Annotated in this window: 15 protein-coding genes; 5 read left to right on the top strand and 10 right to left on the bottom strand. The window is 72.0% G+C overall.

All coding sequences use genetic code 11. The annotated features are described in order from the left end of the window. The first annotated feature begins 46 nt into the window (after positions 1–46). Positions 47–1,003 carry an aldo/keto reductase gene (locus tag K7I03_RS17455; RefSeq protein ID WP_185944408.1) on the top strand — a complete coding sequence of 319 codons (957 nt, stop codon included), beginning with the start codon at positions 47–49 and terminating at the stop codon, positions 1,001–1,003. A gap of 93 nt (positions 1,004–1,096) precedes the next feature. Here K7I03_RS17455 and K7I03_RS17460 read toward each other — a convergent pair whose 3' ends face one another. Further along, complete coding sequence (locus K7I03_RS17460) at positions 1,097–1,408, bottom strand: hypothetical protein (protein WP_185944436.1); 312 nt, start codon at positions 1,406–1,408, stop codon at positions 1,097–1,099. 199 nt (positions 1,409–1,607) lie between these two features. Continuing rightward, positions 1,608–2,585, bottom strand: coding sequence for an ArsR/SmtB family transcription factor (locus K7I03_RS17465; RefSeq protein ID WP_185944409.1), 978 nt, complete (start codon positions 2,583–2,585; stop codon positions 1,608–1,610). 73 nt (positions 2,586–2,658) lie between these two features. Between K7I03_RS17465 and K7I03_RS17470 the strand changes: the two genes are divergently transcribed. Further along, a complete protein-coding gene (locus K7I03_RS17470; RefSeq protein ID WP_185944410.1) occupies positions 2,659–3,888 on the top strand; it encodes an MFS transporter in 1,230 nt (409 codons plus the stop codon). Positions 3,889–4,266: 378 nt separating this feature from the next. On the opposite strand, the gene K7I03_RS17475 is transcribed toward K7I03_RS17470, so the two are convergent. The 3 genes from K7I03_RS17475 to K7I03_RS17485 form a co-directional block, all read right to left on the bottom strand. Next, on the bottom strand, positions 4,267–5,226 hold the full coding sequence (locus K7I03_RS17475; protein ID WP_224347094.1) for an HNH endonuclease: 960 nt from the start codon (positions 5,224–5,226) through the stop codon (positions 4,267–4,269). A gap of 372 nt (positions 5,227–5,598) precedes the next feature. Then, positions 5,599–6,396 carry an Eco29kI family restriction endonuclease gene (locus K7I03_RS17480; protein WP_224347095.1) on the bottom strand — a complete coding sequence of 266 codons (798 nt, stop codon included), beginning with the start codon at positions 6,394–6,396 and terminating at the stop codon, positions 5,599–5,601. Positions 6,397–6,405: 9 nt separating this feature from the next. Continuing rightward, on the bottom strand, positions 6,406–7,188 hold the full coding sequence (locus K7I03_RS17485; protein WP_185944411.1) for an Eco29kI family restriction endonuclease: 783 nt from the start codon (positions 7,186–7,188) through the stop codon (positions 6,406–6,408). 125 nt (positions 7,189–7,313) lie between these two features. Here K7I03_RS17485 and K7I03_RS17490 point away from each other — a divergent pair, with 125 nt between their 5' ends. Beyond that, complete coding sequence (locus K7I03_RS17490; protein WP_185944412.1) at positions 7,314–8,612, top strand: DNA cytosine methyltransferase; 1,299 nt, start codon at positions 7,314–7,316, stop codon at positions 8,610–8,612. Between the two features lie 140 nt (positions 8,613–8,752). Further along, the gene (locus K7I03_RS17495; RefSeq protein WP_185944439.1) at positions 8,753–9,391 is read left to right on the top strand and encodes a very short patch repair endonuclease; all 639 of its coding nucleotides are present in this window, start codon (positions 8,753–8,755) and stop codon (positions 9,389–9,391) included. Between the two features lie 56 nt (positions 9,392–9,447). Here the strand turns inward: K7I03_RS17495 and K7I03_RS17500 are convergent, their stop codons facing one another. From K7I03_RS17500 to K7I03_RS17515, 4 genes are all read right to left on the bottom strand, one after another. Then, complete coding sequence (locus K7I03_RS17500; RefSeq protein WP_398857398.1) at positions 9,448–10,863, bottom strand: PrsW family intramembrane metalloprotease; 1,416 nt, start codon at positions 10,861–10,863, stop codon at positions 9,448–9,450. 109 nt (positions 10,864–10,972) lie between these two features. Continuing rightward, positions 10,973–11,695 carry a tRNA (guanosine(46)-N7)-methyltransferase TrmB gene (gene trmB, locus K7I03_RS17505; RefSeq protein ID WP_224347442.1) on the bottom strand — a complete coding sequence of 241 codons (723 nt, stop codon included), beginning with the start codon at positions 11,693–11,695 and terminating at the stop codon, positions 10,973–10,975. A 307-nt stretch (positions 11,696–12,002) separates the two neighbouring features. After that, on the bottom strand, positions 12,003–13,211 hold the full coding sequence (gene lhgO / locus K7I03_RS17510; protein ID WP_185944414.1) for an L-2-hydroxyglutarate oxidase: 1,209 nt from the start codon (positions 13,209–13,211) through the stop codon (positions 12,003–12,005). Between the two features lie 293 nt (positions 13,212–13,504). Then, positions 13,505–14,956, bottom strand: a complete 1,452-nt coding sequence (locus tag K7I03_RS17515; protein ID WP_185944415.1) for an MFS transporter — start codon at positions 14,954–14,956, stop codon at positions 13,505–13,507. Positions 14,957–15,719: 763 nt separating this feature from the next. Here K7I03_RS17515 and K7I03_RS17520 point away from each other — a divergent pair. Further along, positions 15,720–17,918, top strand: a complete 2,199-nt coding sequence (locus tag K7I03_RS17520; protein ID WP_185944416.1) for an asparagine synthase-related protein — start codon at positions 15,720–15,722, stop codon at positions 17,916–17,918. Positions 17,919–18,635: 717 nt separating this feature from the next. Here the strand turns inward: K7I03_RS17520 and K7I03_RS17525 are convergent. Continuing rightward, positions 18,636–20,750, bottom strand: coding sequence for a sigma-70 family RNA polymerase sigma factor (locus K7I03_RS17525; protein WP_398857402.1), 2,115 nt, complete (start codon positions 20,748–20,750; stop codon positions 18,636–18,638). Positions 20,751–21,468: the final 718 nt, after the last annotated feature.

Consider the following 21,468-nt stretch of genomic DNA (forward strand, 5'->3'; position numbering starts at 1 on the left):
AGTCAGCGGAGGAATACGCTCCGGACACGCCACGCTGGAACAGGACATGACCGACAAGCACCGTCAGCACACCCGGAAGATCGGCAGTCTCTCCGTCCACCCGCTCGCCCTCGGCGGCAACGTCTTCGGCTGGACGGCCGACAAGGACCGGTCGTTCGCCGTCCTGGACGCCTACACCGCGGCCGGCGGCAACTTCATTGACACCGCGGACGCCTACTCGGCCTGGGTCCCCGGCAACTCCGGGGGCGAGTCCGAGACCATCATCGGCGACTGGCTGGCCTCCCGCCGCAACCGCGACGACATCGTGGTGGCCACCAAGGTCGGCGCGGGCTACCCGGAACGGCCGGGCCTCTCCGCGGCCGTCATCAAGGAGGGCGTCGAGGCCTCCCTGCGCCGGCTGCGCACCGACTACATCGACCTGTACTACACGCACTACGACGACCCGTCGCTGCCGGTCGAGGACTACATCGCCACGCTCGACGGGCTGGTGAAGGAGGGCAAGGTCCGCGAGATCGCGGCCTCCAACGTCACTCCCGAACGGCTGGCCCGCGCCCTGGAGTTCAGCGACTCCGCCGGGCTCGCCAAGTACGTCGCGATCCAGCCCGAGTACAACCTCGTCGCGCGCGACAGCTACGAGGGCCCGCTCGCCGAGGTCGCCGCCCGGCACGGCCTTGCCGCCGTCCCGTACTACGCCCTGGCCTCCGGCTTCCTGACCGGCAAGTATCGGCCGGACGCGGCCGTCGACAGTGCCCGCGCGGAGGGCGCCGCCAGGCACCTGAAGACGGAACGCGGCCTGCGGGTGCTGGCCGCCCTCGACGAGATCGCCGCCGCACACGACGCGGAGGTCGCCACGGTGGCCCTGGCCTGGCTGGCGAGCCGGCCGACGGTCGCGACGCCGCTGGCGAGCGCCCGGACCGTCGAGCAGCTGCCGCCGCTGCTGGCACTGGCGGATCTGCGGCTGACGGAGGAGGAGCTGGCGCGGCTGACGGAGGCGTCGGCGTAGCGGACGGGGTGCGGGGCGCGGCAGGGGCGCGCTCAGGGGCGGGCGCGCTCGTCCGCGCCCCGAGCCTGCCCCCGCCTCCGCTCCCGCGCGCTGTCAGCCCTCGCGCGACGCCATGCGCTCCACGCCCCAGGAGGCGAGCGCGACGGTGCCGGCCACGCCCAGGACGGACGGCCAGGCGCCGACCTTCTTGGCCAGCGGGTGGGAGCCGGCGAACGCGGACACGTACAGCCCGGTCAGAGCGGCGGCCTTGCCGGACCCCACCGTGGCGGCCCACCGGCGGGCCGCCACCACGCCGGCCGCGCCGAGGGCGATTCCGCCGAGGGGCCGCTTCTTGGTCAGCCGGGCCACGCTGTACCCGCCGACGAGCCCGGCCGCGGCTACCACGGACGCCGGAACCCGTGTCACTGCACTCATCGCTGCCATGCCGGCAACCTCCGCATCGATCCGCACTGAACTGCGTCAACCTGCATCAAAGACATCTGGAGACGCGCGCACGTCTCTCCCGACACTAACCCGCCGGTGTGCGCGCCCCACCGGCGAGAGGCCGGAAGCCACCGTTCCGCGCCCTGCCCTCCCCACCCTGCGCGACCGCCGGGGCACGGCCTCAACCCGCCGCCGTGAGCAGCGTCTCGGCGACGGCCGTCCGGGCGTAGAGGACGGACCGTCCGGCGCGGTGCGCGCTGACCATGCCCGCCCCGCGCAGCGCCGCCAGGTGCTGGGAGACGCCGGCGGCGGAGATGCCGGTGCGGCCGGCGAGTTCGGTGGTGGAGGCGGGGGCCGCGAGCTCGGTCAGCAGCCGGGTCCGGGAGCGGCCGAGGACCGCGGCGATGGCCTCGGCCCGGGCCGGCGGCCGCCGTTCCCACAGGGTGCCGGTGCCGCGGGCGGGGTAGGCGAGCTGCGGCGGGTCGGGGAGCCGCATCCAGGTCAGGACGCCGGCGGCGAACACGGACGGGACGAGCAGCAGCCCCGGGCCCGCGGTCTGCCGGGACAGGACACAGCACCGGCGGACCAGCCGGAGGGTGCTGTCGTCCCAGCTCACCGTCGCGTGAAGGTCGTTGAAGAGGCGCGCGGTCCCGTATTCGGCGACCTGGCGGGCGCGGTGGAAGACCTCCGCGTCCAGAACCGCGCGGATCTTCGCCCAGTAGGGGGCGAGTGCGAGCTCCCAGAAGGTCTCGATCTCCTCCGTGATCTGCGGCAGCCACTGTTCCGGATCGGTGCGCAGTGCCCGGATCCGTGCGGAGTCCCGGCGGAGCTTGCCGACATCGTGGCGGACGTGCGCGGCGGGTGTGGCCCGGATAGCGGCCAGTTCGGCGTCGAGGGACGGCGCCGACTCGGCCGGGAACGGGGTGAGGAAGTCGCAGAGGTAGTTCTGCGGCGGGACGAGTTCGGCCAGCCACCCGGCCGTCAGCCCGGCGTCGTCCACCCGCCTCCGGACCTGGTCGATCCAGGGGCGGTGGACGGGGTGGGCGGCCCGCGACACGAGCAGCCGGAAGCCGGCGACCACCTCCCACATCGGTGAGACCGCGAAGCGGGTGAGCGCCAGATCGTCGGCGGAAAAGGCGAGTTCAGAGAGCACGGACACCCCCGTCGTCCGGTTGCATTCGGCCTGAGCTTAATCAATGGAGGCCGGGCCGGCACCGGGCGAAGGTCGGGGCATGCTCTCCACCTTCAGCGGTCTTCCCCGCGCCGCCTGGATCGTCTTCACCGGCACGGTCGTCAACAGACTCGGCTACCTCGTCACCCCGTTCCTCGTCTTCTTCCTCGGCTCCCGTGGCATCCCCACCGGGCAGATCCCCTACGTGCTCGGTGCCCTGGGCGCCGGCAACCTGATCGGCCCGGCCCTCGGCGGCCTGCTGGCCGACCGGGTGGGCCGCCGCTCCACGATGATCGCCGGCCTCGTCGGCACCGCGGCGGGCCAGGGCCTCCTCTTCACCGCCCCCGACACCGTCACCCTCGCCCTCGCCGCCATCCTGCTCAGCGGCGCCGGCAGCATGGTCGGCCCGGCCGCGAGCGCCCTCCTCGCGGACCAGGTCACCGCCGACCGCCGCCGGGCGGCGTTCTCCCTGTTCCACTGGGCCGTCAACATCGGCACCGCGGTCGCCGGCATGCTGGGCGGCTTCCTGGCGGCCCGGGGCTACTGGCTCCTCTTCACCGTCGACGTCGTGAGCACCCTCACCTACGCGGTGATCGCCGCGTCCTTCCTCCCGGCGGGCCGCCCCGAGCGCGCCCCCCGCGACGCGACCGGCGGCACCGGCTACGGAGTCGTCCTCCGCGACCCCCTGATGCGCGCCCTGCTCCCCCTCTTCTACGTCGCCCTCGTCATCTACACGTTGACCGAGGTCGCCCTCCCCCTCGCCATCCGCGACGACGGCCTCTCCACGACCACCCTCGGCCTGATGTCCACCCTCAACGCCGCCCTGGTCGTCGCCCTCCAGCCGCTCGCCATCACCGTCCTGGCCCGCTTCCGCCAGATCCCCGTCTACGTGGCCGGCAGCATCCTCATCGCCCTCGGCGTCGCCCTCACCGGCGTCGCCCACACCCCCTGGGCCTACGCCGCCACCGTCGTCCTCTGGTCCCTCGGCGAAGCCACCATCGGCGGCGTCGCCGGCTCCATCGTCGCCGCCCTCGCCCCCGACCACGCCCGAGGCCGCTACCAGGGCGCCTACCAGTGGACCTGGGGCACCGCCCGCTTCACCGCTCTCTCCCTCGGCACCACCCTCTACGCCACCACGGGCCCGGCCACCATCTGGTGGTTCAGCGCCATCGCCGGCACGGCCGCGGCCCTCACCATCCTGTCCCTGTCCTCCGCGATCGGCCGGCGGACGCCGCCCCAGGAGCCCGCCGCACAGGGCATCGGGGAGAACACGGAACTGGCCTCCGCGTAGCGCGCCTTTCGGCTACGAAGTTCGAACCACAGGCACTTCCCCCACCCGCCAACCCGTCCCACGCCAGATGGAGTCCACAGGCAGCGGAGAGCTCCTTGACGAGCAGTGGCCCCGCCCGCCCTCGTCCAGCTCAGCGGCTGGAGACAGGTGCGGGGTGCAGCAGAGGATGCCTTGAGCTCCAAAATGGAACGTGGCATAAACCGTCGTTAAGCACTGGAGTCGAGTGCGGCGGAATAACTAAATGAGTTCGGATGGTGCCCTTGTGGGTTGCGAGCGTGAAGGGCAGGACACCATTCTTACTAGGAGTTGCGCTAGTCGGGGTGCGATGATCGTGCGAGTAAAGGTGAGTGGATTCGTTCCTTGATCACGACACTCGACTTACCCGTCTTCATCAAGCGTGCCACCCACAGAGACGGGCTGCACTGCGGAGCGGTGCATGTTCCAGTGCTTGCTAAGCCATTTTTCGTGGTCTGCCGCTATAGTGACGGCCAAGAGTGCGCCGTGTAGTTGGACGTAGTCTGGATACGGGGCTAGTTCAGCGGATATGTCCAGGGTCTTTGTTCTTGGGTTGACGGCGATAAGGCCGAGGTCAAAGAGGCGGTGCAAATCCCGGCGAAGGAGGAGGCCTCCGCCCTTGTGGTGTTCGCCGTTGGCGGCATAGCTATAGAGGTGTGCGGCTTCCAAAGCTTGGGCGGGGGCGGGGCCAGTAAAGGCGCAGGTTTCACCAAAGGTCTCCAAGAGAATCTTACGGAAAACTGGTTGGCCGATTCTGGCTCGTATCGTGGCTGTACGGTGGCCGCCGGCGAGAAGTTCCCTCGTGTTAGTGAGGACGCGTAGGGGGATGGGGTTCTGGCCGTTTTCGATCGCGGCGCGGAAGTAATCCCAGCGCAGACGACGCAAGCTCAGCTGTGATTTAGGCTTTTCGCACAGTCCGTTCATTTCGCGCACGGTCATCATTCCATGAAGGTCGACCCAACCGGTTGCGTGCTGGCTGCGGTATGTCGTCACATCCACGGCCTCAGTTCTGGGCTCAGGGAAAACTGCCTTGCACTTCCAGCATTTGTATTTCGGCAATTCCCGCTTGCGTGGCGCGGCACCGGCCTTGCCGCAGAACGGGCATGAGCGAATCTCCTTACGCCCGATGCCTATCTCGATGGATTCGATGATCGACGCGCCGAGTAGGGTGTCGCGGTCGCGCAGCACGATTGCGTCGCCGACTTGGACGGCGGCGTGGTTGGGGACGCGATCGTCCCAGCTGTAGTGGGTGGAGGGGTCATCGTCGTAGCGATCGCCCGCGCGCTTGTGTTCGGCCACAGCGAGCATCAACCATGCTGCCATCCGGCTTCTCTCCTCTTGTCGAAACGCAGTCGTACCCCGGCCCGATGACCGGGCGAAACACGGCGAAGAACTGGCCGATCGGTCTCCTGGCCAATTCCTCGGCTATGCCCCGATTTTCCCATCGTGGCTCGTTAGGTTGCGCTGGAGGCAATGTCGCCGGCGTTGCCTCGACTCTGCGGTCGTTTCGCGCATCACGGGCCTACTACGAGTGCAAGCGCGCCAAGGAGGAAGCCTCGAGCAGACGGTGCGTCGCCCGCCTGACGAAGAGCTACGCCCGGTGGGAGATAGTCCCCGACGGAACTTCCTTCTCTGTACCTGTGAAACGGCGAGGCCCCTGTCACCGGCTATCGAACCGGCGACAGGAGCCTTAGATCAGTCGTGCTCTTCCTCTTCCGTCTGCTCCGCCTCGATAGCGAGAACAGCTTCTTCAGACAGTTTGCCGGTGAGAAGGTCTCGGATTCGTGAACGGGACACGTCCGCCGGTGTCTTACTTGGCGTTGGCATGTTGTCCGGATGGGACCACCAGCGGCCCGGATGCAGTTCGTCCCAGGCGGGACGGTAACTGTCCTTTCGCCGATTGGCTCCGGGGTCGTGGTTTCCAAAGCCGTCGACGATGCTGTTCCAGACCGGCCGATAGTGCCGGATGATCACCCGCTCGGCGATGCTCACGAATGCCTCGATCGCGACCAGGTATCGAACCCGGAAGTCCGAAATCTCCAGATCGTGGACCTGGTGGATCGACTGCTTGTGTTCGTAGATCCGATCCCACAGCGTGGTGGCATCGGGCTTTTCCTCAGCTGTGCCCTTCCGTACACCTGTGGGCCGCGCCTGTCCCACGTAGAGAGGGATGAGGCAGTCGGGCGAGCTGATCTCCGTGTACAGGGGATTCGAGCCACAGTAGTACAGGGCGTAGATGCCGCTGCCGTAGACAGGATTGACCTCGTCCAGCGGCTCAGGTTCCCGCTTCAAGAGTTCGGCTTCTACGCTGCGCCCTAGGTTTTCTAGATCCAGGGGATTGTACGGGGTGGAATGATGACTTTCCGCCGTCTTACGCCATGCTTTCGACTTCCGTGGCTTCCGAGGCGGCTTTTGCGGTGGGGGAAAGCTCCCGCTCGACGGATTGGGTGAAGCCGACACCTTGTGGCCCTCCGGCTCGTACAGATTACTCAATTGCTGTTCTCACTGCTGCCAGACGTCCACAACGCCGGTATTGCGGTAGTACCGCCGGGCGCTCGGGTAGTCCTCGGCCTTCGGGTACATGATCAGATAGCCCGGGAGAGCGGTGATCTGCCACTTGTCCGGGAGTCGCGCGGCGATTGCCTTGAGCGTCTCATCCGCTGTCGCGTACGTGTTAGGGAGTTCCACGTCGATGTCGTCGAACTCCTTCGAAGCCTGGTAACGAAAAACATACGGGAGCTGCGCCTTCGCCTCCTGGAGCAAGGTAGAGAGGGGTACTGTCTCCTCTGTCATGGTGCGTTCAGCCAGCAGTCCCGTCAGCTGGTACTCAAGATTGATCGGGTGCTCATGATCGAAGTGCCCTTCCTCTACCTCAGTCGTGTCACGACGCTTGCCAGGGTCGTTGTTGCCGAATCCGTTGTAATTCCACGGAACCTCCCCCTGACCCCTGTGCCGGTTGATCAGCAGGCGCTCGGGAGCGACCGCGCCGAAGTCCTCATCCACGTAGAGGCAGGTGAACGCCATCTGGTCTAGGGAAATGTTTGTGCGGCCGGAGATCTTCCGGTAGTGCTTCTCGATTCGCTGCGGGAGGCTACGATCCGCCTTGCCCACGTAGACGAGGTCATCGTCTTTATAGAGCTGGTAAACGCCGGGGAGCGGCCGGAGAGACCGGATCTTCTCCACGGTGAGAGGTGCCGGCGTTAGCTCCTTCAGCGCGTCCGCGAGCTGATCACCGAGTGCCTTGGTGATGCTCAGTTTGAACTCGGCGTGGTTCTCCAGCGACACGACCCAGGCCCCCCTGTGTAAGCGACGAGTGATTGTCATCACTCTATCCGGTGAAGTTGGGGCACATGGCGCCAGGTTTCCACATGGGACTCACGTGATCAACTATTCCGCGGTATGGTTTTCCCATGCCTGAGCTGCGAACGAAGCGTCCCGAGTTGGGAACCTGTGTCGAGCTGTTCGCCGGTGGTGGTGGCCTCGCCATGGGCGTCCACAACGCCGGCTTCCGACCGTTGCTGGTGAACGAGTACGCCAAGCGGGCCATCGAGACCCTCCAGATGAACGAGATGCCTGGTGGCGGGAGGTGGCCGCTGAAGCCCGGCGATGTCCGCGACCTGCTGGACGATTTCAAGAAGCTTGAAGGCCAGGTCGACGTTCTCGCCGGCGGACCGCCCTGCCAGCCGTTCAGCCTGGGCGGTGTCGCCAAGGGTACGGAGGACGAGCGGAACATGTTCCCGCAGATGTTCCGCGCCATCGAGGAGATGCGACCGAAGGCTGTCATCTGTGAGAACGTCCGGGGCCTACTCCGGAAGTCCTTCGACCCGTACTTCCAGTACATCCTCAACGAGATGAGACTTCCCTTCGTCAAGCGCATGGAGGGCGCGTCGTGGGAGGCCCACAACGAGGATCTGAAGAAGCTGCTCGCGAACGACTCGGTGCCTGCCTCCGAGCGCTACATTGTGCAGTACCACCCCGTGAACGCCGCTGACTTCGGTGTCCCGCAGATCCGGCAGCGGGTCGTGATCGTGGCCTTCCGAGCGGATCTCGGGATGAAAGACTGGGAGAACTTCGCGCCGAAGGCGACGCACTCGGATGAGTCACTGATCCACTCCATGCGTGAGGGCGGGGAATACTGGGACCGTCATCGGGGGGTCCCGGAGGAGGCGAAGGCCCGGGCCATCGCAAACCGGCGGGAGCTCAACTACGACTGCCCGAAGACCAAGGAGAAGTTGAACCTTCAGCCCTGGCGGACACTCCGGGACGCGATCCAGGGGGTTGACGAGTTCGCGGGGCGCCCCCTGCCGTTCGTCAACGAGAAGGCGGTCAACGGGAAGGAACAGGTCGGGGAGATCTCCGACCACTTCGGATGGCCGGGCGCCCGGGTCTACACGGGGCACACTCCGAACCTCCTTGACCGTCCCGCCAAGACGGTCAAGGCCGGCGTGCACGGCGTTCCTGGCGGCGAGTCCGTGATGATGATGGATGACCCAACGTTTGATGGGAGCGGCTACCGGTATATGACGGTTCGCGAGACCGCGCGGGTCATGACCTTCCCCGACGAATGGACGCTCGCTGGCCCGCGGGGCGAGAAGATGCGGCAGCTCGGGAACGCCGTACCAGTAAAGCTGGGCAAGGTGTTCGCCGACGCGGTCGCCGCTGCCCTGGACTCGGTCGGCGCTCTGGAGAAGTCCGGCGGGAAGCAGTGACACGGGAGGTAGCCGGAGCACAGCAAGGTTGGAACGATGGACTGCCGCCCGGGAAGGCGTACAGGGCGCGTCCTGGTCTGTCCCGTGACAAGCGGAGCGCCGAGCAGGACAAGGCAGCCGGAGGTCGACACCGCCGCGCTGTGCCGCTCGGCGATGGTTCCTACGCGCGTGCGTCGATCCAGCTCCGGCTGTACCGGAGCACTCGTCGTATCCGCGCGTACCTCCGCTGGTCGGAGAACGGGGAAACGAGGGAGAAGTACGTTTGCGAGGTCCACGAAGCGACCCGCAAGGCGAACCTCGCTCTCGCGTGGACGAAGGCACGGGAAGCGGGCAAGGTGGTCGACGAGCCGCTCCCGCCGACTTCGAGAGCGTCGTCGCTCTCCGTCCGCGCGGTTATGACCGCGAACAAGGGCAAGGACACCAAACCGGAGCTGATGCTGCGCGCTGCCCTGCACCGCAGGGGGCTGCGTTACCGGGTAGGCATTCGTCCACTTCCCGAGTTGCGACGCACGGCGGACGTCGTCTTCCCCAAGGCCAAGGTGGCGGTCTTCGTCGACGGCTGCTTCTGGCATGGCTGCCCGGACCACTACCGCCCAGCGAAGAAGAGCGGCGAGCAATGGAATCAGAAGATCAAGGACAACAGGGACCGCGACGCGGCCACCACGCTCGCTCTCAAGGACCAGGGGTGGGTCGTGCTCCGATTCTGGGAGCACGAGGATCTGGAGTTGGCCGCTGAGGAAGTCGGGGCTGTAGTCGAGGAACGAAGGTCTGGAGCCTGACGACCCTCTGGTACTTGCCTTCCGCACGCCTAGGTACACAGGGAATCAGTACGGTGTCACCGGCGTTTTCCGCCCCCTGGACCGTAGTAAGCACGTCCTTGCCAGCTCGGCCCCGGCGGGGGTGCGGGCAGCATGTATTGGCTCGGAGTTCCGTGCGGAGCCTGCGTCATCACCGGCCGTGCCACCGACAACGACGCCCGTTCCAGTGCCGGCTGGGCCACTTCCCTGCGCTGCCACAGGTGGTGGAGGAGTTCCTGTTCGCGGGCCGTGAAGTCCGGGGTGAGGCGGCCCGCGTAGGCGCGTTGGCGGAGGAAGGCCAGGGACGTCGCGAAGGAGATGTACTCGGCGACCGTGCGGGCGGCGGGGCGGCCGGCGGTGCGTTTGGCCACGGCGCGGGCGATGCCGCGGGCGCGCATGGAGGAGAGGGCCAGGGGTTCCGGCGGGGTGAGCCAGCCGGCCGCCTGGTACTCGGGGAGGTGGGTGCGGACGGTGCGGAGTTCGGTCTGGCGGGACCAGATGGTCAGCCAGGTGAGGGTGCCGAAGACCGGGAGCATGAAGAGCGAGTAGACCGCCAGGAAGCCCAGCCCCGGGAGGGAGGCCGAGCCGTTCCAGACGCCGTGCAGGACCATCGCCGTGAGCAGGCCCGCGACGGGGACCAGGGCGCGCAGGACGCGGCGGCGGGTGGGGAGGCCGGCGGCTATGCCGAAGCCCAGGCCCGTCATAGAGGTGAAGAGGGGGTGGGCGAACGGGGACATCAGGACGCGGACGAAGAACGTGGCCGCCGTCGTCGAGAAGCCCGAGGCGCCGAAGCTCTGGTCGGAGGCGTACGCGTTGCCCAGGTAGAGGATGTTCTCGGTGAACGCGAAGCCGGTGGCGGTGATGCCGGCGACGACGACGCCGTCCACGATGCCGTTGAAGTCCCGGCGCCGGAAGAGGAAGAGGAGCAGCAGGGCCGCGCCCTTCGCGCTCTCCTCGACCACGGGCGCGACGAACGTGGCACCGAACGTGCCGGCGTCCTCGCGATGGGCCGTGTCGACACTGTTCATGATCCACTCGGTGGCGTAACTGTTGGCGATGAGCGCCACCAGGGTGGCCGCGCAGGCGCCCCACGCGAACGCGAAGACCAGGTTCTTCCAGGGCTTCGGCTCGACGCGGTCCATCCACCGGAACGCGGCGATGAGCAGCGGTACCGGCAGCACCGCCAGGCCCAGCCCCACCAGGAAGCCCCGGGTGCCGGTCTGCTCCCGGACGAGGGCGAGGATCAGCAGGCCGCAGAGGGCCAGGAGGAGGACGACCGCGCCCGCGCGGACCGCCTTGTTGTCCCAGAGGGCACGACGCGGCCGGTAGTGCCAGCGCGCCGGAGCGGGCAGGGCGCCGAAGGCCGACGGGATCCCGGGCGCCCCGGGGGCCCCGGGCGCGGGTATCGGGCCCGGATCGGCGGGCTGGGGCGGGCGAGGCTGGGACTCATGCACTGGACGACCCTAGCCAAGGCGGCGGCGCGGGCGGAGTGATTTGCCTCCGGGGCCGCGGCCTCCCGACGGCCCCGGGCCCCCGCTTCTCGTTCCCCCGCCGCGCTCCTCGCTAGCCGCGGCGGCGGAAGAGGAGGTCGCGCACCGCGTGCCCCTTCTCCAGACCCTGGCCCTCGAAGCGGGTCAGCGGACGGAAGTCCGGGCGCGGGGCGAAGCCGCCGTCCGCCTGGGTGTTCTCGAAGTCCGGGCTCGCGGTCAGCACCTCCAGCATCTGCTCCGCGTACGGCTCCCAGTCCGTCGCGCAGTGCAGCAGCGCGCCCGGCGCCAGCCGCGTCGCCGCCAGGGCCAGGAACTCGGGCTGGATCAGCCGGCGCTTGTGGTGCCGCTTCTTGGGCCACGGGTCCGGGAAGTACACGCGCATGCCGGCCAGCGCGTCGGGCGCCAGCATCTCGCGGAGCAGGATGATCGCGTCACCGTTGGCGACCCGGACGTTCTTCAGGCCCTTCCGCTCCGCGAGCGCGAGCAGGTTGCCCTGGCCCGGGGTGTGGACGTCGCAGGCGAGGATGCCCGTGCCGGGGTCCGCCGCGGCCATCTCCGCCGTGGCCTCGCCCATGCCGAAGCCGATCTCCAGGACCACCGGCAGTGCCGGGTCACCGAAGAGCTCGCCCAGGTCGATCCGGCGCAGGCCGTCGATGTCGAGACCCCACACCGGCCAGAGCCGGCGCAGCGCCTCGCCCTGTCCGGTCGTGACCCGGCTGCGGCGCGGCTGGAACGAGCGGATGCGCCGCTCGTGGTGCGAACCGGCCGGGTCCGGGGCGGGGCCGTCGGGGAACATCGGCTCCCGGCGGGCACGGGCGCGCGTACCGTCACCGGCCGGAGCCGGAGCCGGAGCCGGAGCCGGAGCCGGAGCCGGGACGGTGGCGGCTTCGACGGTCGACGCGCACGTCGGCTCGGCGGCGGAGGCGTCGACAGAGGCATCGGCCGGGGCGGCGGCCAGGGCGTTCTCGGCCGCGGGCGCGGCGGAGACGGCGTGGCGGGCGGGGTTCACGGACTTCTCGGACACAGTTCTTCCATAGTACGGGCGAGGCCCGCACCGGCTGGTTCCGTACATGTCAGTCAAGCCCCGGCGCGGAAGGGCCGCCTCACCGCAGCTCCGCCAGCACCCTCCGCGCCACCTCCCGCCCGATCGGCAGCGAGGCCGTCGCCGCCGGCGACGGCGCGTTCAGGACGTGCACCATCCGCGGTGAGCCGGCGAACAGGAAGTCGTCCGCCAGCGTGCCGTCCCGCAGCACCGCCTGGGCGCGCACCCCGGACGGCGCGGGTATCAGATCGTCCTCCGTGACGCCCGGCAGGAGCCGGCGGACGGCCGCGGTGAAGGCCGCCTTCGACAACGAGCGCCGCGCCTCGGCCGCCCCGTACCGCCAGTGCCGGCGCGCCAGCCGCCACGTGCCGGGGAACGCCACGGTGGCGGCGAGCTCCGCCGGCCGTACGGTCCGCCACGCGTATCCTTCCCGCGCCAGGGCGGGCACCGCGTTCGGCCCCACGTGCACCCCGCCGTCGACGCCCCGCGTGAGGTGGACGCCCAGGAACGGGAAGGCGGGATCCGGCACCGGGTAGACCAGGCCGCGCACCCGCGCCGCCGCGGTCGGCGCCAGCGCGTAGTACTCCCCGCGGAACGGGACGATCCGCACCCCGGGGTCGTCGCCCGCGAGCCGGGCCACCCGATCGCTGTGCAGGCCCGCGCAGTTGACCAGGGCCCGGGCCCGTACCACCGTGCCGTCCGCCGTCCGCACGGCGACCACCGCGCCACGCCGCCCCACGACCCGTACCTCCGCGCCGTACCGCACCGAGGCCCCCGCGTCCTCGGCGAGCCGGGCCAGGTGCGCGGCGACCGCGCCGAAGTCGCAGACGCCCGTGGTGCCGACGTGGATCGCGCCCACTCCCCGTACGTCCGGCTCGAACTCGGCTATCTGGGCCGGGCCCAGTTCGCGAACGGGAATGCCGTGCTGCCGCCCACGCTGCACCAGGGCGTGCAGCCGCGGCAGTTCGGCCCGTTCCGTCGCCACGATCAGCTTCCCCGTGACCTCGTGCGGCAGGCCGTGCTCCGTGCAGAACTTCACCATCTCCGCCGCGCCCCGCACCGCGAACCCGGCCTTCAACGAGCCCGGCCGGTAGTAGATCCCGCTGTGGATCACCCCGCTGTTGTGCCCCGTCTGGTGCCGCGCGGGGCCGGGCTCCTTCTCCAGCACGACCACGCTCGTACCCGGCGCGGCGCGCGTGACCGCGTAGGCCGTCGACAGGCCCACGATGCCGCCGCCGATCACCAGCACGTCGCAGTCGTACGCCCCCATGGGCTCACCTCCCCGCCCTCCCGCACCCACCGGCCGTCTCCGCTGCGGCCGACTCAACGGCTCCTATCATGACGTGCGCCACTGACAACGGGCCGAAACATCGTCGGACCAGGGGAAAGGCGGAAAGGATCTTTCCGGGTGGAGCTGGCGGCGCGACGTGAGCGGCGCGGGGGCAGCCGCCACCGCCCCCGGACGAACACCGCCGCAACGTCCGGCGAACGGGAGGGGGCGGCCCCGGGGTGGCCCAAGGATGGCTCCGAGACGGCCCCGGGCCGATCGCCGCCCCGCCCGTCTCACGCCGTCGTGGCCACCAGTAACGGCCGCGCCCGCTCCCGCAGCTCCACCACGCGCGGCTCGTTCCCGTACGGCTCCAGCCGGTGCAGCAGGTCGCGTACGTACTCCGTCGTCCGCGCCGACGAGATCCGCCCCGCCACCTCCACCGCCCGCACCCCGGCCGCGCACGCCGCGTCCAGGTTGCCGGACTCCAGCTCCGCGACCGCCGACACGACGAGCCGCAGCCCGTGCGAGCGCACGAACTCCTCGGTGGGCCGGGACAGCGCCTGCTCGGTGAAGCGCTGGACCTGCCGCGGCATGCCCAGGTCGCGGTAGCACTCGGCGGCGTCGGCGGCGAACCGCTCCTGCGTGTAGAAGTCCAGCCAGGACGGGTCCGGGTCGCCCGGCCGGGCCCGCTCCAGCCAGCCCTCGGCCGCCTTGAGCGCCGCCCCGCAGGCCGGCTGGTCGCCGGCCTTCGCCTGCGCCCGCGCCTCGACGAGCCGGAAGAAGCTCATCGTCCGCGCGGTGGCCAGGCCGCGGTTGCGCTCCAGCGCGGCCTGGGCGAGGTCCACGCCCTCGTCCGCGTAGCCGCGGTAGGTGGCCTGGAGGCTCATCGAGGCCAGTACGTAACCGCCCAGTGGCACGTCGGCCGCCGCGCGGGCCAGCCGCAGCGCCTGGATGTAGTAGCGCTGCGCCGCCTCCTGCTGCCCGGTGTCGAAGGCCATCCATCCGGCGAGGCGGGTGAGTTCGGCGGTCGCGCCGAACAGCGCGCGCCCCACGTCGTCGCTGTACGCCCCCAGCAGCAGCGGCGCCGCGTCGACGCGCAGGCACTCCGGCACCATGGACGAACGCCAGTCCCCGCCGCCGTACTTGGAGTCCCAGCGGCGCGCGTCCTCCGCCGCCTCGCGCAGTTTGGCCACGTCGCTGTGGCCGACACGTTGCGGTAAACCGCAGTCGGGCACCGCGCCGGCGTCGCGTTCCCGGGCCGCCTGCTGCGGTTCGCGCGCCACCGAACTGTCGGCGGGTGTGATCAGCCAGCGCGAGGCGGGCGTGGAGTACGCGCTGACGGAAAACGAACCCGCGAGACTCTGCCAGATGCCGCCGCCCCCGCGGCGACCGGCGGAATCCAGCCGGTACAGCTCCGTCGCCGACCGGACCGCCTGGCCGACATCGCGCGGGAACGCGAGGCCCACCTCCGGCGCCGGATCCGACTCGGCGAGGCCGATCTCGTGCAGCGGCACCGGCCGGCCCAGCTTGCCCGCTATCGCGGCGGCGATCAGATGGGGCGCGGCGCCCTGCGGCACCATGCCCTTGCTGACCCACCGGGCGACCGACGTCTTGTCGTACCGAAGCGTCAATCCCCGCTGCGCACCAAGGTCGTTGACCCTCCGCGCCAGACCGGCGTTGCTGATCCCCGCGAGAGCGAGGACCGTGCCCAGCTTCTCGTTCGGTCCGCGTGGCTCCCTGGACATGCGCACCCCTCGGCAACAACGATGCCCGCCCCGGCATAGGCGCGGGGCATTCGTAAACCCAGCGTAGTTCCCCACATCCCGACCGTTAAGGGGCGTTGTCCCGGATGGCGGGATTCTGGTCCGCATGCGCGTGCACGGAGGGGCGCGTGCTCCGGCAGAGTGTGGCCGTGCGCCTACTGTGCGCCTTGTATACGCCATCGCCGGGGCGGTTCCATGGTTCTGCGTGGGTTGGCCCGCTGTACTGGATCCAGTGGGCTGGGGGAAGCCGTCGCCCCATTCCCCGCGGGCGGCGGACCGGCCCGGGGGGTGCGGCTCGTGCCTCCCGGGCTGCGCGTACTCCACGGCGCGCCCCGGTGGTGAGGGCCCGCAGGAGAGTGAACGGCCTTCCTGCGGTGCGGCGTTCACGGTACGGAGGGTAGCCCCCGAGGGCAGGCCCCAGGGGTGTTCGCGAGCGGAAACGCGCGGTGGGAGCGCGCCGCCCGTGCCGCGCGCGGGGCGTGCGGGAAACGGCCGAAACCCGCCGTACGCAGACGGAGCCGCATGGCCGGACAGCGGCCCGGAACGGCCAAGTCCGGTGTGTCCGTGGCAGCATGGGGTGCGCATGCGCCACGGTGTGACGTCGTCGGCCGCCATTCCGTCCCGGTTTCCCGCCAGTTGGGCCGCCCTCCGGCCGGCCCGAGTGGCCCGATCGATGTCGTGCCGCCCGTCCCGCTGTGCATGATGACTGCTACCCGATGGTTGTCCACAGCCTGTGGAGGCGGCGATGCGCTGGTTGGTGGGGTGGAGCCGCGCCGGCTCCCGGCCCGGCGTCCCCGCCGCGCCCGCGGTCCAGCCCGTGGGCGCCCGGCTCCTGTGGGAGGACCCCGATCCGCTGTGGGCGGTCGGCGACTGGCGGCCCGACGAGGTACGCGTCGTCCACGCCGGACCGCACCCCAACGGCACCCGCTCCGGCGGTACTCGCCCCGCCGGGCCCCACCCCGACGCCACCGGCCGCACCACCGCGCCGCCCGTCGCCCGCCTCGCCGTCCTCGGCCGCTGCGGAGCCGACGACCACCAGCTGCGCACCGGCCTCCTCGCCACCCGCGGCGGCGCCCTCCGCCCGCTGACCGCCTGGCCCGGCAGCTACACCGCCGTCGCCCAGATCGGCCGCCGCGTCACGGTCACCGGCGACCTGGCCGGCGCCCGCCCCGTCTTCCACGCCGCGTGGGCCGGCGGCACCGCCTACGCCACCGCCGCCCTGCCCCTCGCCGACCTCGTCGAGGCCGAGCTCGACATCGGCCACCTCGCCGCCCTCCTCGCCTGCCCCGACTCCGCGGAAGCGCTGGGCGACAGCACCCCCTACACCGGCGTACGGCGCGTACCGCCCGGGCACGCGCTGGTGGTGCGCGACGGCGCACGCGACGTCACCAGCTACGAACCGTCGGCCTCCCTCGTCGTCGCCGCCCCCGAACCCGACGCGGCCCAGGCCGTCGACGGCGTCCGCGACGCCCTGGTCGAGGCGGTCCGCACCCGCTTCGCCGCCCCCCGCCACGCCCCGAACGGCTTCCCCCGCACCCCCGCGCCCGACCCCGGACCCGTACCCGGCATGGGCCCCGCGTTCCGCCGCGCCGCCCGCGGCGGGCCCGTCCCCGGCATCGGCGCCGACCTCTCCGGAGGCAGCGCCTCCGCCACCCTGGCCCTGCTCGCCGCGGGCCTCCCCGGCGCACCCGGCACCCCCCTCGGCCACGGCACCGGCGCGGGCGAACGGCTCCTCGTCGTCACCTTCAACGACCTGGTGGCCGACCACGGCGGAGCCCGCGAGGCCGAACTCGAACGCGCCCGCGCGCTCGCCGCCGACCCCCGACTCCACCACGTCGTCGTCGCCGCGGCCGAGGAAGCCCTGCCCTACGCCGACCTGCTCGACGGCCCGCTCACCGACGAACCGTCCCCCGCCCTCGTCACCGCCGCCCGCCACCGCCACCGGCTCGCGGCAGGCAGCGCCGACCACTTCACCGGGCACGGCGCCCGCCAAGTCCTCGACGCCCACCCGGCGCGCCTCGCCGACCTCCTGCTGGGCCGCCGGCGCCGCCACCTCCTCCGCCCGGTCTCCGCCCTGGCCCGCGCGGACGGCCCGGGTCCGACGGCGCTCGCCGGGTTCTCGGCGTCCGTCCCCTTCACCGTCTACCGCGCGGCGCGCCGACTGGCCCGCACCTCCTACCGGGAGGGGCTGGAGGGCGCCGCGGCCCGCTTCCTGGCGCCGGACTTCGCCACGGCCGAACACCTCACCGGCGCGGCCGGGGCCGTGGACGCCTCCCTCGCCGCCCTCACCTGGTGCCGCCCCGGACCCGCCGCCCGCTGGCTCACCGGAGCGGCCCTCGCGGAGGTGTCGGTCCGGCTCCAGGCCGCCGCCGTCCGGCCGACTGGCGCGGCACAGCGCCCCGGAGAACGCCGGGCCGCCGCCGCCCTCGCCCGGCACGCGGCGGACCACCGCGTCCTCGAACAGGCCGCGGAGATCCGCGGCCAGCGCCTGCACGCCCCCTTCCTCGACAACCAGGTCGTACGGGCCTGCCGCGCGCTGCCCCAAGCGCTCCGCGTGCAACCCGGGGCGCGCGCCACCGTCCTGCGCTCCGTCCTCGCGGGGGCGGGCATCCGCGAACTGCCGCCCGGCTGGGGCGCACCCACCCACGCGGCCCACGCGGCGGCGTCCCGGGCCGGCCTGCGCGCGTACACGGCCCTCCTCCTCCGCCTCTTCGACGCGCCCCTGCTCGCGGACGCGGGACTGATCGAGGCCGGCGTCGTCCGAGACGCCCTCCGCTCGGCGGCCGACGGGGCGCCCCTGCCCCTGGACGGCCTCGCCGAACTGGTCGCCACGGAGCTCTGGCTCCGCCGTCTGCTGTCCCGCCGCGGCACCTGCTGGACGGGCCCGGCGGCGCCGCGCATGCGGGCGGTGGCGGGGGGAGTGGTGCCGCGGCCGAGCCTTTGACCGGCCGGACGCTCAGGGCGGGGCCGATCACCGGCCGGGCCATGGGTACGACCGGCCGACCGGCCCACCGGCCGTTGCGGAACGGCGAGACGGCGGGCGGGTGAGTCGCCGCGTGACAGGCGGAGGACGGCTTGGCCGGGTGCGACGGACGGCCTGGGGCCGGGACATGCGCCGAGAACGGCGGCTCACCGGCCGCGCGCGGCGGACGCCGCCGTGCGTGCGAAGCCGGTGGCACGGGCTGTCGCCCGGTGGGCGAACGCCGGGGTGACGACCGCTGGATGTGCCTCCTGCCGTCCCGTCGGCCGGTCCCGCGGTGTGGCGCGCGCTGGCACTCGCTTGTCAGCCGGAAGCCGGAAGCCGGAAGCCGGAAGCTGGTGCCGGGAGCGGTGCCATGGCCCGCGAGCGGCAGGGCAGTGCCGGTCTGGCGGCGGCCGATAGGGGTTGCTTTCCGCGGCCCGCTGGCCTGCCAGCCTGCCGCCGGATGGAGTGCCCGGCACACTCCGCGTCGCGAGCGGTGCCGGAACCGGTCCTCGGCTGGAAGAAGCGGTCTGGGAAGCCGGTGCCGCAGGGCGTCGCCCGGTCGGCGGGCGGACGACGGGCGGACGGCGGGTGCCGGCCCGGTGGCCGATGCGGCATGCGCCCCGGCCCGACGGCCGGCAGGACAGGCACGCGGACACCACGTCCGGCCTCCGGCTCCCGCCCGGCCGGTATCCGACGCTACGAGCAGGTGATCCGGGCCGCCGCCCAGTCCGCGAGCGCCGGTTCGGTGACCGGCGCGAGCGCCGCCCTCCGTGCCGTCAACGCCACGCCCGCGCCGCCCGGCCGCCCGCTCGGCCACCGGTTCCACCACCGGCCCGGCCCGTCACCGACGGCCTCAGCCGTGCCCTCCGGCACCGGCGCCGGCACCACGTCCTCCGTCGGCGCCACCGTCCGTACCACCAGCCGCAGCGTCCGCCGGCCGGTCAGCGCCGCGTGGACGGGCACGGCCGGACCGTCCCCGCGGACGACGCCGGACCGCCACACGGACTCCCCGTCCGCGAGCACCGAGAACCGCAGCGACGGGCGCCCGAGCGACAGATCGTCGACGCCCACCACGGCGTCGAAGGCGGTACAGGAACGGTTCAGGTCGATGGCGACGGACGACGTCGACCCGACGCTCACCCCGTGGCGGTAGGCGACGCCCCCGATCCGCAGGCCGTCCCGCTGCCACACCAGACTGCCCTCGTCGATCCGCACCTGCGGCTCGTGGCCGTCGCCGAACACGTCGAAGTCCAGGTCGTCGAGTCGGTAGACGGCACGGGCGGGCGGGGGCGGCGGTGGGACGGGCGACGGCTTCGGCGGCGGGGACGCGGACGGTGGCGCGGGCCGGGACGGGGGAGCGGGCGTCGTCCGGTGGGCAGGCGAGGGCGAGGGCGAGGGGCCGGGCGTGGGCTTCGCCGACGTACGCGACGGGGAGGCGACGGCCTGCCGCGCCTTCACCACGGGCGGCGCGGAGTGGGCCGTAGGGGACGGCCGGGGCGTGTGGGACGGTACGACGGGTGGCGGGGCCGACCGCAGGGCCCGCGGCTTTCCGGGCGACTCGCCGGAACCGCCTGCCAGGACGCAGGCGAGGGCCACACCCGCCGCGACGACGGCCGCCCCCACCCCGAGCGCCACCTTCGCGGGCGCCCCCAAACCCTCGCCCACCGCGGCGCCGCCACCGGAACCGGCCGAACCGCCGGCCGCCGAAGCGGCCCCGCCGCTCGCCGCACCACTGCTCGCCGCACCACTGCCCGCCGCCCCGCCGCTCACCGCGGCTCCCGTGCCCGCGGCGGCTCCCGCTCCCGCCCCAGCCGCAAGCCCGGCGACGGCCTTGACCGAGGCGCCGGCGGTGAACCACCCGACGAGCGCCACCGGCAGCACCGCCCGCAGCCGCGTGTTGACGTCCGCGAGCTCCAGCGCCGCGGTACGGCACCGGGCGCACTCCGACAGGTGCTTGCGCAGCCCCCGTTCGGCCCGCGTCCGCAGCCCGCCGCGCGCGTAGGCCCCGAGCCGGTCGGCGTACTGCGCGCAACTCCCCGCGGACGTCAACGACGCGCTGACGTGCGCCTGCAGATACGCCTGCCGCAGCCCCTCGCGGGCCCGGTGCGCGAGCACGGCGGTGGCGTTGGGGCTCAGCCCCAGCAGCGGCGCCACCTGGCTGGGCGACTCCTCCTCGACGGTGGTGTGCCAGAGCACCATCTGCCACCGCTCGGGCAGGCTGCGGAACGCCTGCACGGCGAGGGACGTCTCGGCCTGCCGCATCGCGCGCACGTCCGCGCCCGGGTCGACTGGCGTGTCCTCCGGATCCATGGAGGCCCCGGCCGCGGACACGGCGAACACCGCGAAGTCCTCGACGAGCCGTTCCCGCCGGGCCGTTCGCGTCCAGGCGGCGGCGACCCGCCGCACGGTGGTGAGCAGGTAGGCGCGCACGGCCGTGTCGGGCCCCCCGCCCCGGCGCACCGCCTGCAGCGTGGCGGCGAACACCTCGTTGGTGAGGTCCTCCGCGGTGTGGACGTCGCGGCAGCAGGTCCGGGCGTAGCCGCGGACCGCGGCGGCGTGCCGCCGGTAGAGCAGGGCGTACGCCTCCCCGCTCACGTCCTCGCCGTCCCGCAGCCGGGCCACCAACTCCGTGTCCGAGAGCGCCGAACCGCCCTCGGCGCCCCCCGCGTCCCGGGCACCGCCGACATCTCCGTCAGCTACGCGGTTGTCATCGGTTCCGGCCCGGAGCCCGCTTCCGGCACCGTCCGGGATGGCTTCCACCGCATCCGGCGCGGAGGGCGCACCGGATGTGTCGTCGGGTACGCCGTCCACATCGGACGCGCCGTCAGGACGGCCGGAAACGTCAGGACGGCCGGGAGCGTCAGGTCCGCCGGCGTCGTCACGAGTGGGCCCGGGCAGCGCCGCCGGAGCCGACGGCCGCGGGAGCGGCCTGCCGGCGGTCGGGTGGGCGATGGCCGCGTCGAACGCGCCGCCCCACGCGCTGCCGCGCTGCTGGGGAACGCTCGCCCGGGACCCTCCGCGCCGCCCTCGGCCACGGCCGTGGGGACCGCCCTGCCCGGGCACCCCGGACGGCGTCCGGTGCGACGCCGAGGCACCCGCCTCCTCGTTCCCGTACGGCTCTTCCCGCCCGTCACGACCCATAGCGGAAGCTCCCGTGCACGCCGGACACCGAACAAAACAGGGGTCAGCGTGGCACAGACGCACACCGCGATGGCAGACGCGCGAACGGCAACCACTCGTCCGAGGAACGTTCGCACACCGGAGCGTGGGAAAACCCACGCCCTAACCGGTTTCCCACCGCTCTCAGGGTGACTCGGCGTCACCCGAACGGGAACAACCTTCCGAAGGCCCGCCCTCCTTTCGGGTGCGGCTTTCGGGCGCCGCTTCTGGCGTCACTTCCGGATGCCTGACGGATGCGCCCGCACCGCACGACCCACCACGTCCGGCAAGGACCGGACCGGCACACCGCGATCGGCCCCGGCCCGTCCGGCTGGCACAACCGGAACGAGCCGGAACGAGCTGAAGCGCC

The organism is Streptomyces mobaraensis, assembly GCF_020099395.1.
Lineage (GTDB): Bacteria > Actinomycetota > Actinomycetes > Streptomycetales > Streptomycetaceae > Streptomyces.

What these genes read in the sequence shown, in the direction of transcription:
- K7I03_RS17515 (WP_185944415.1), bottom strand. Translation starts at nt 14,956, where the DNA reads ATGTCCAGGGAGCCACGCGGACCGAACGAGAAGCTGGGCACGGTCCTC.
- trmB (WP_224347442.1), bottom strand. Translation starts at nt 11,695, where the DNA reads ATGTTCCCCGACGGCCCCGCCCCGGACCCGGCCGGTTCGCACCACGAG.
- K7I03_RS17475 (WP_224347094.1), bottom strand. Translation starts at nt 5,226, where the DNA reads ATGGCAGCATGGTTGATGCTCGCTGTGGCCGAACACAAGCGCGCGGGC.
- K7I03_RS17490 (WP_185944412.1), top strand. Translation starts at nt 7,314, where the DNA reads ATGCCTGAGCTGCGAACGAAGCGTCCCGAGTTGGGAACCTGTGTCGAG.
- K7I03_RS17520 (WP_185944416.1), top strand. Translation starts at nt 15,720, where the DNA reads ATGCGCTGGTTGGTGGGGTGGAGCCGCGCCGGCTCCCGGCCCGGCGTC.
- K7I03_RS17470 (WP_185944410.1), top strand. Translation starts at nt 2,659, where the DNA reads ATGCTCTCCACCTTCAGCGGTCTTCCCCGCGCCGCCTGGATCGTCTTC.
- lhgO (WP_185944414.1), bottom strand. Translation starts at nt 13,211, where the DNA reads ATGGGGGCGTACGACTGCGACGTGCTGGTGATCGGCGGCGGCATCGTG.
- K7I03_RS17455 (WP_185944408.1), top strand. Translation starts at nt 47, where the DNA reads ATGACCGACAAGCACCGTCAGCACACCCGGAAGATCGGCAGTCTCTCC.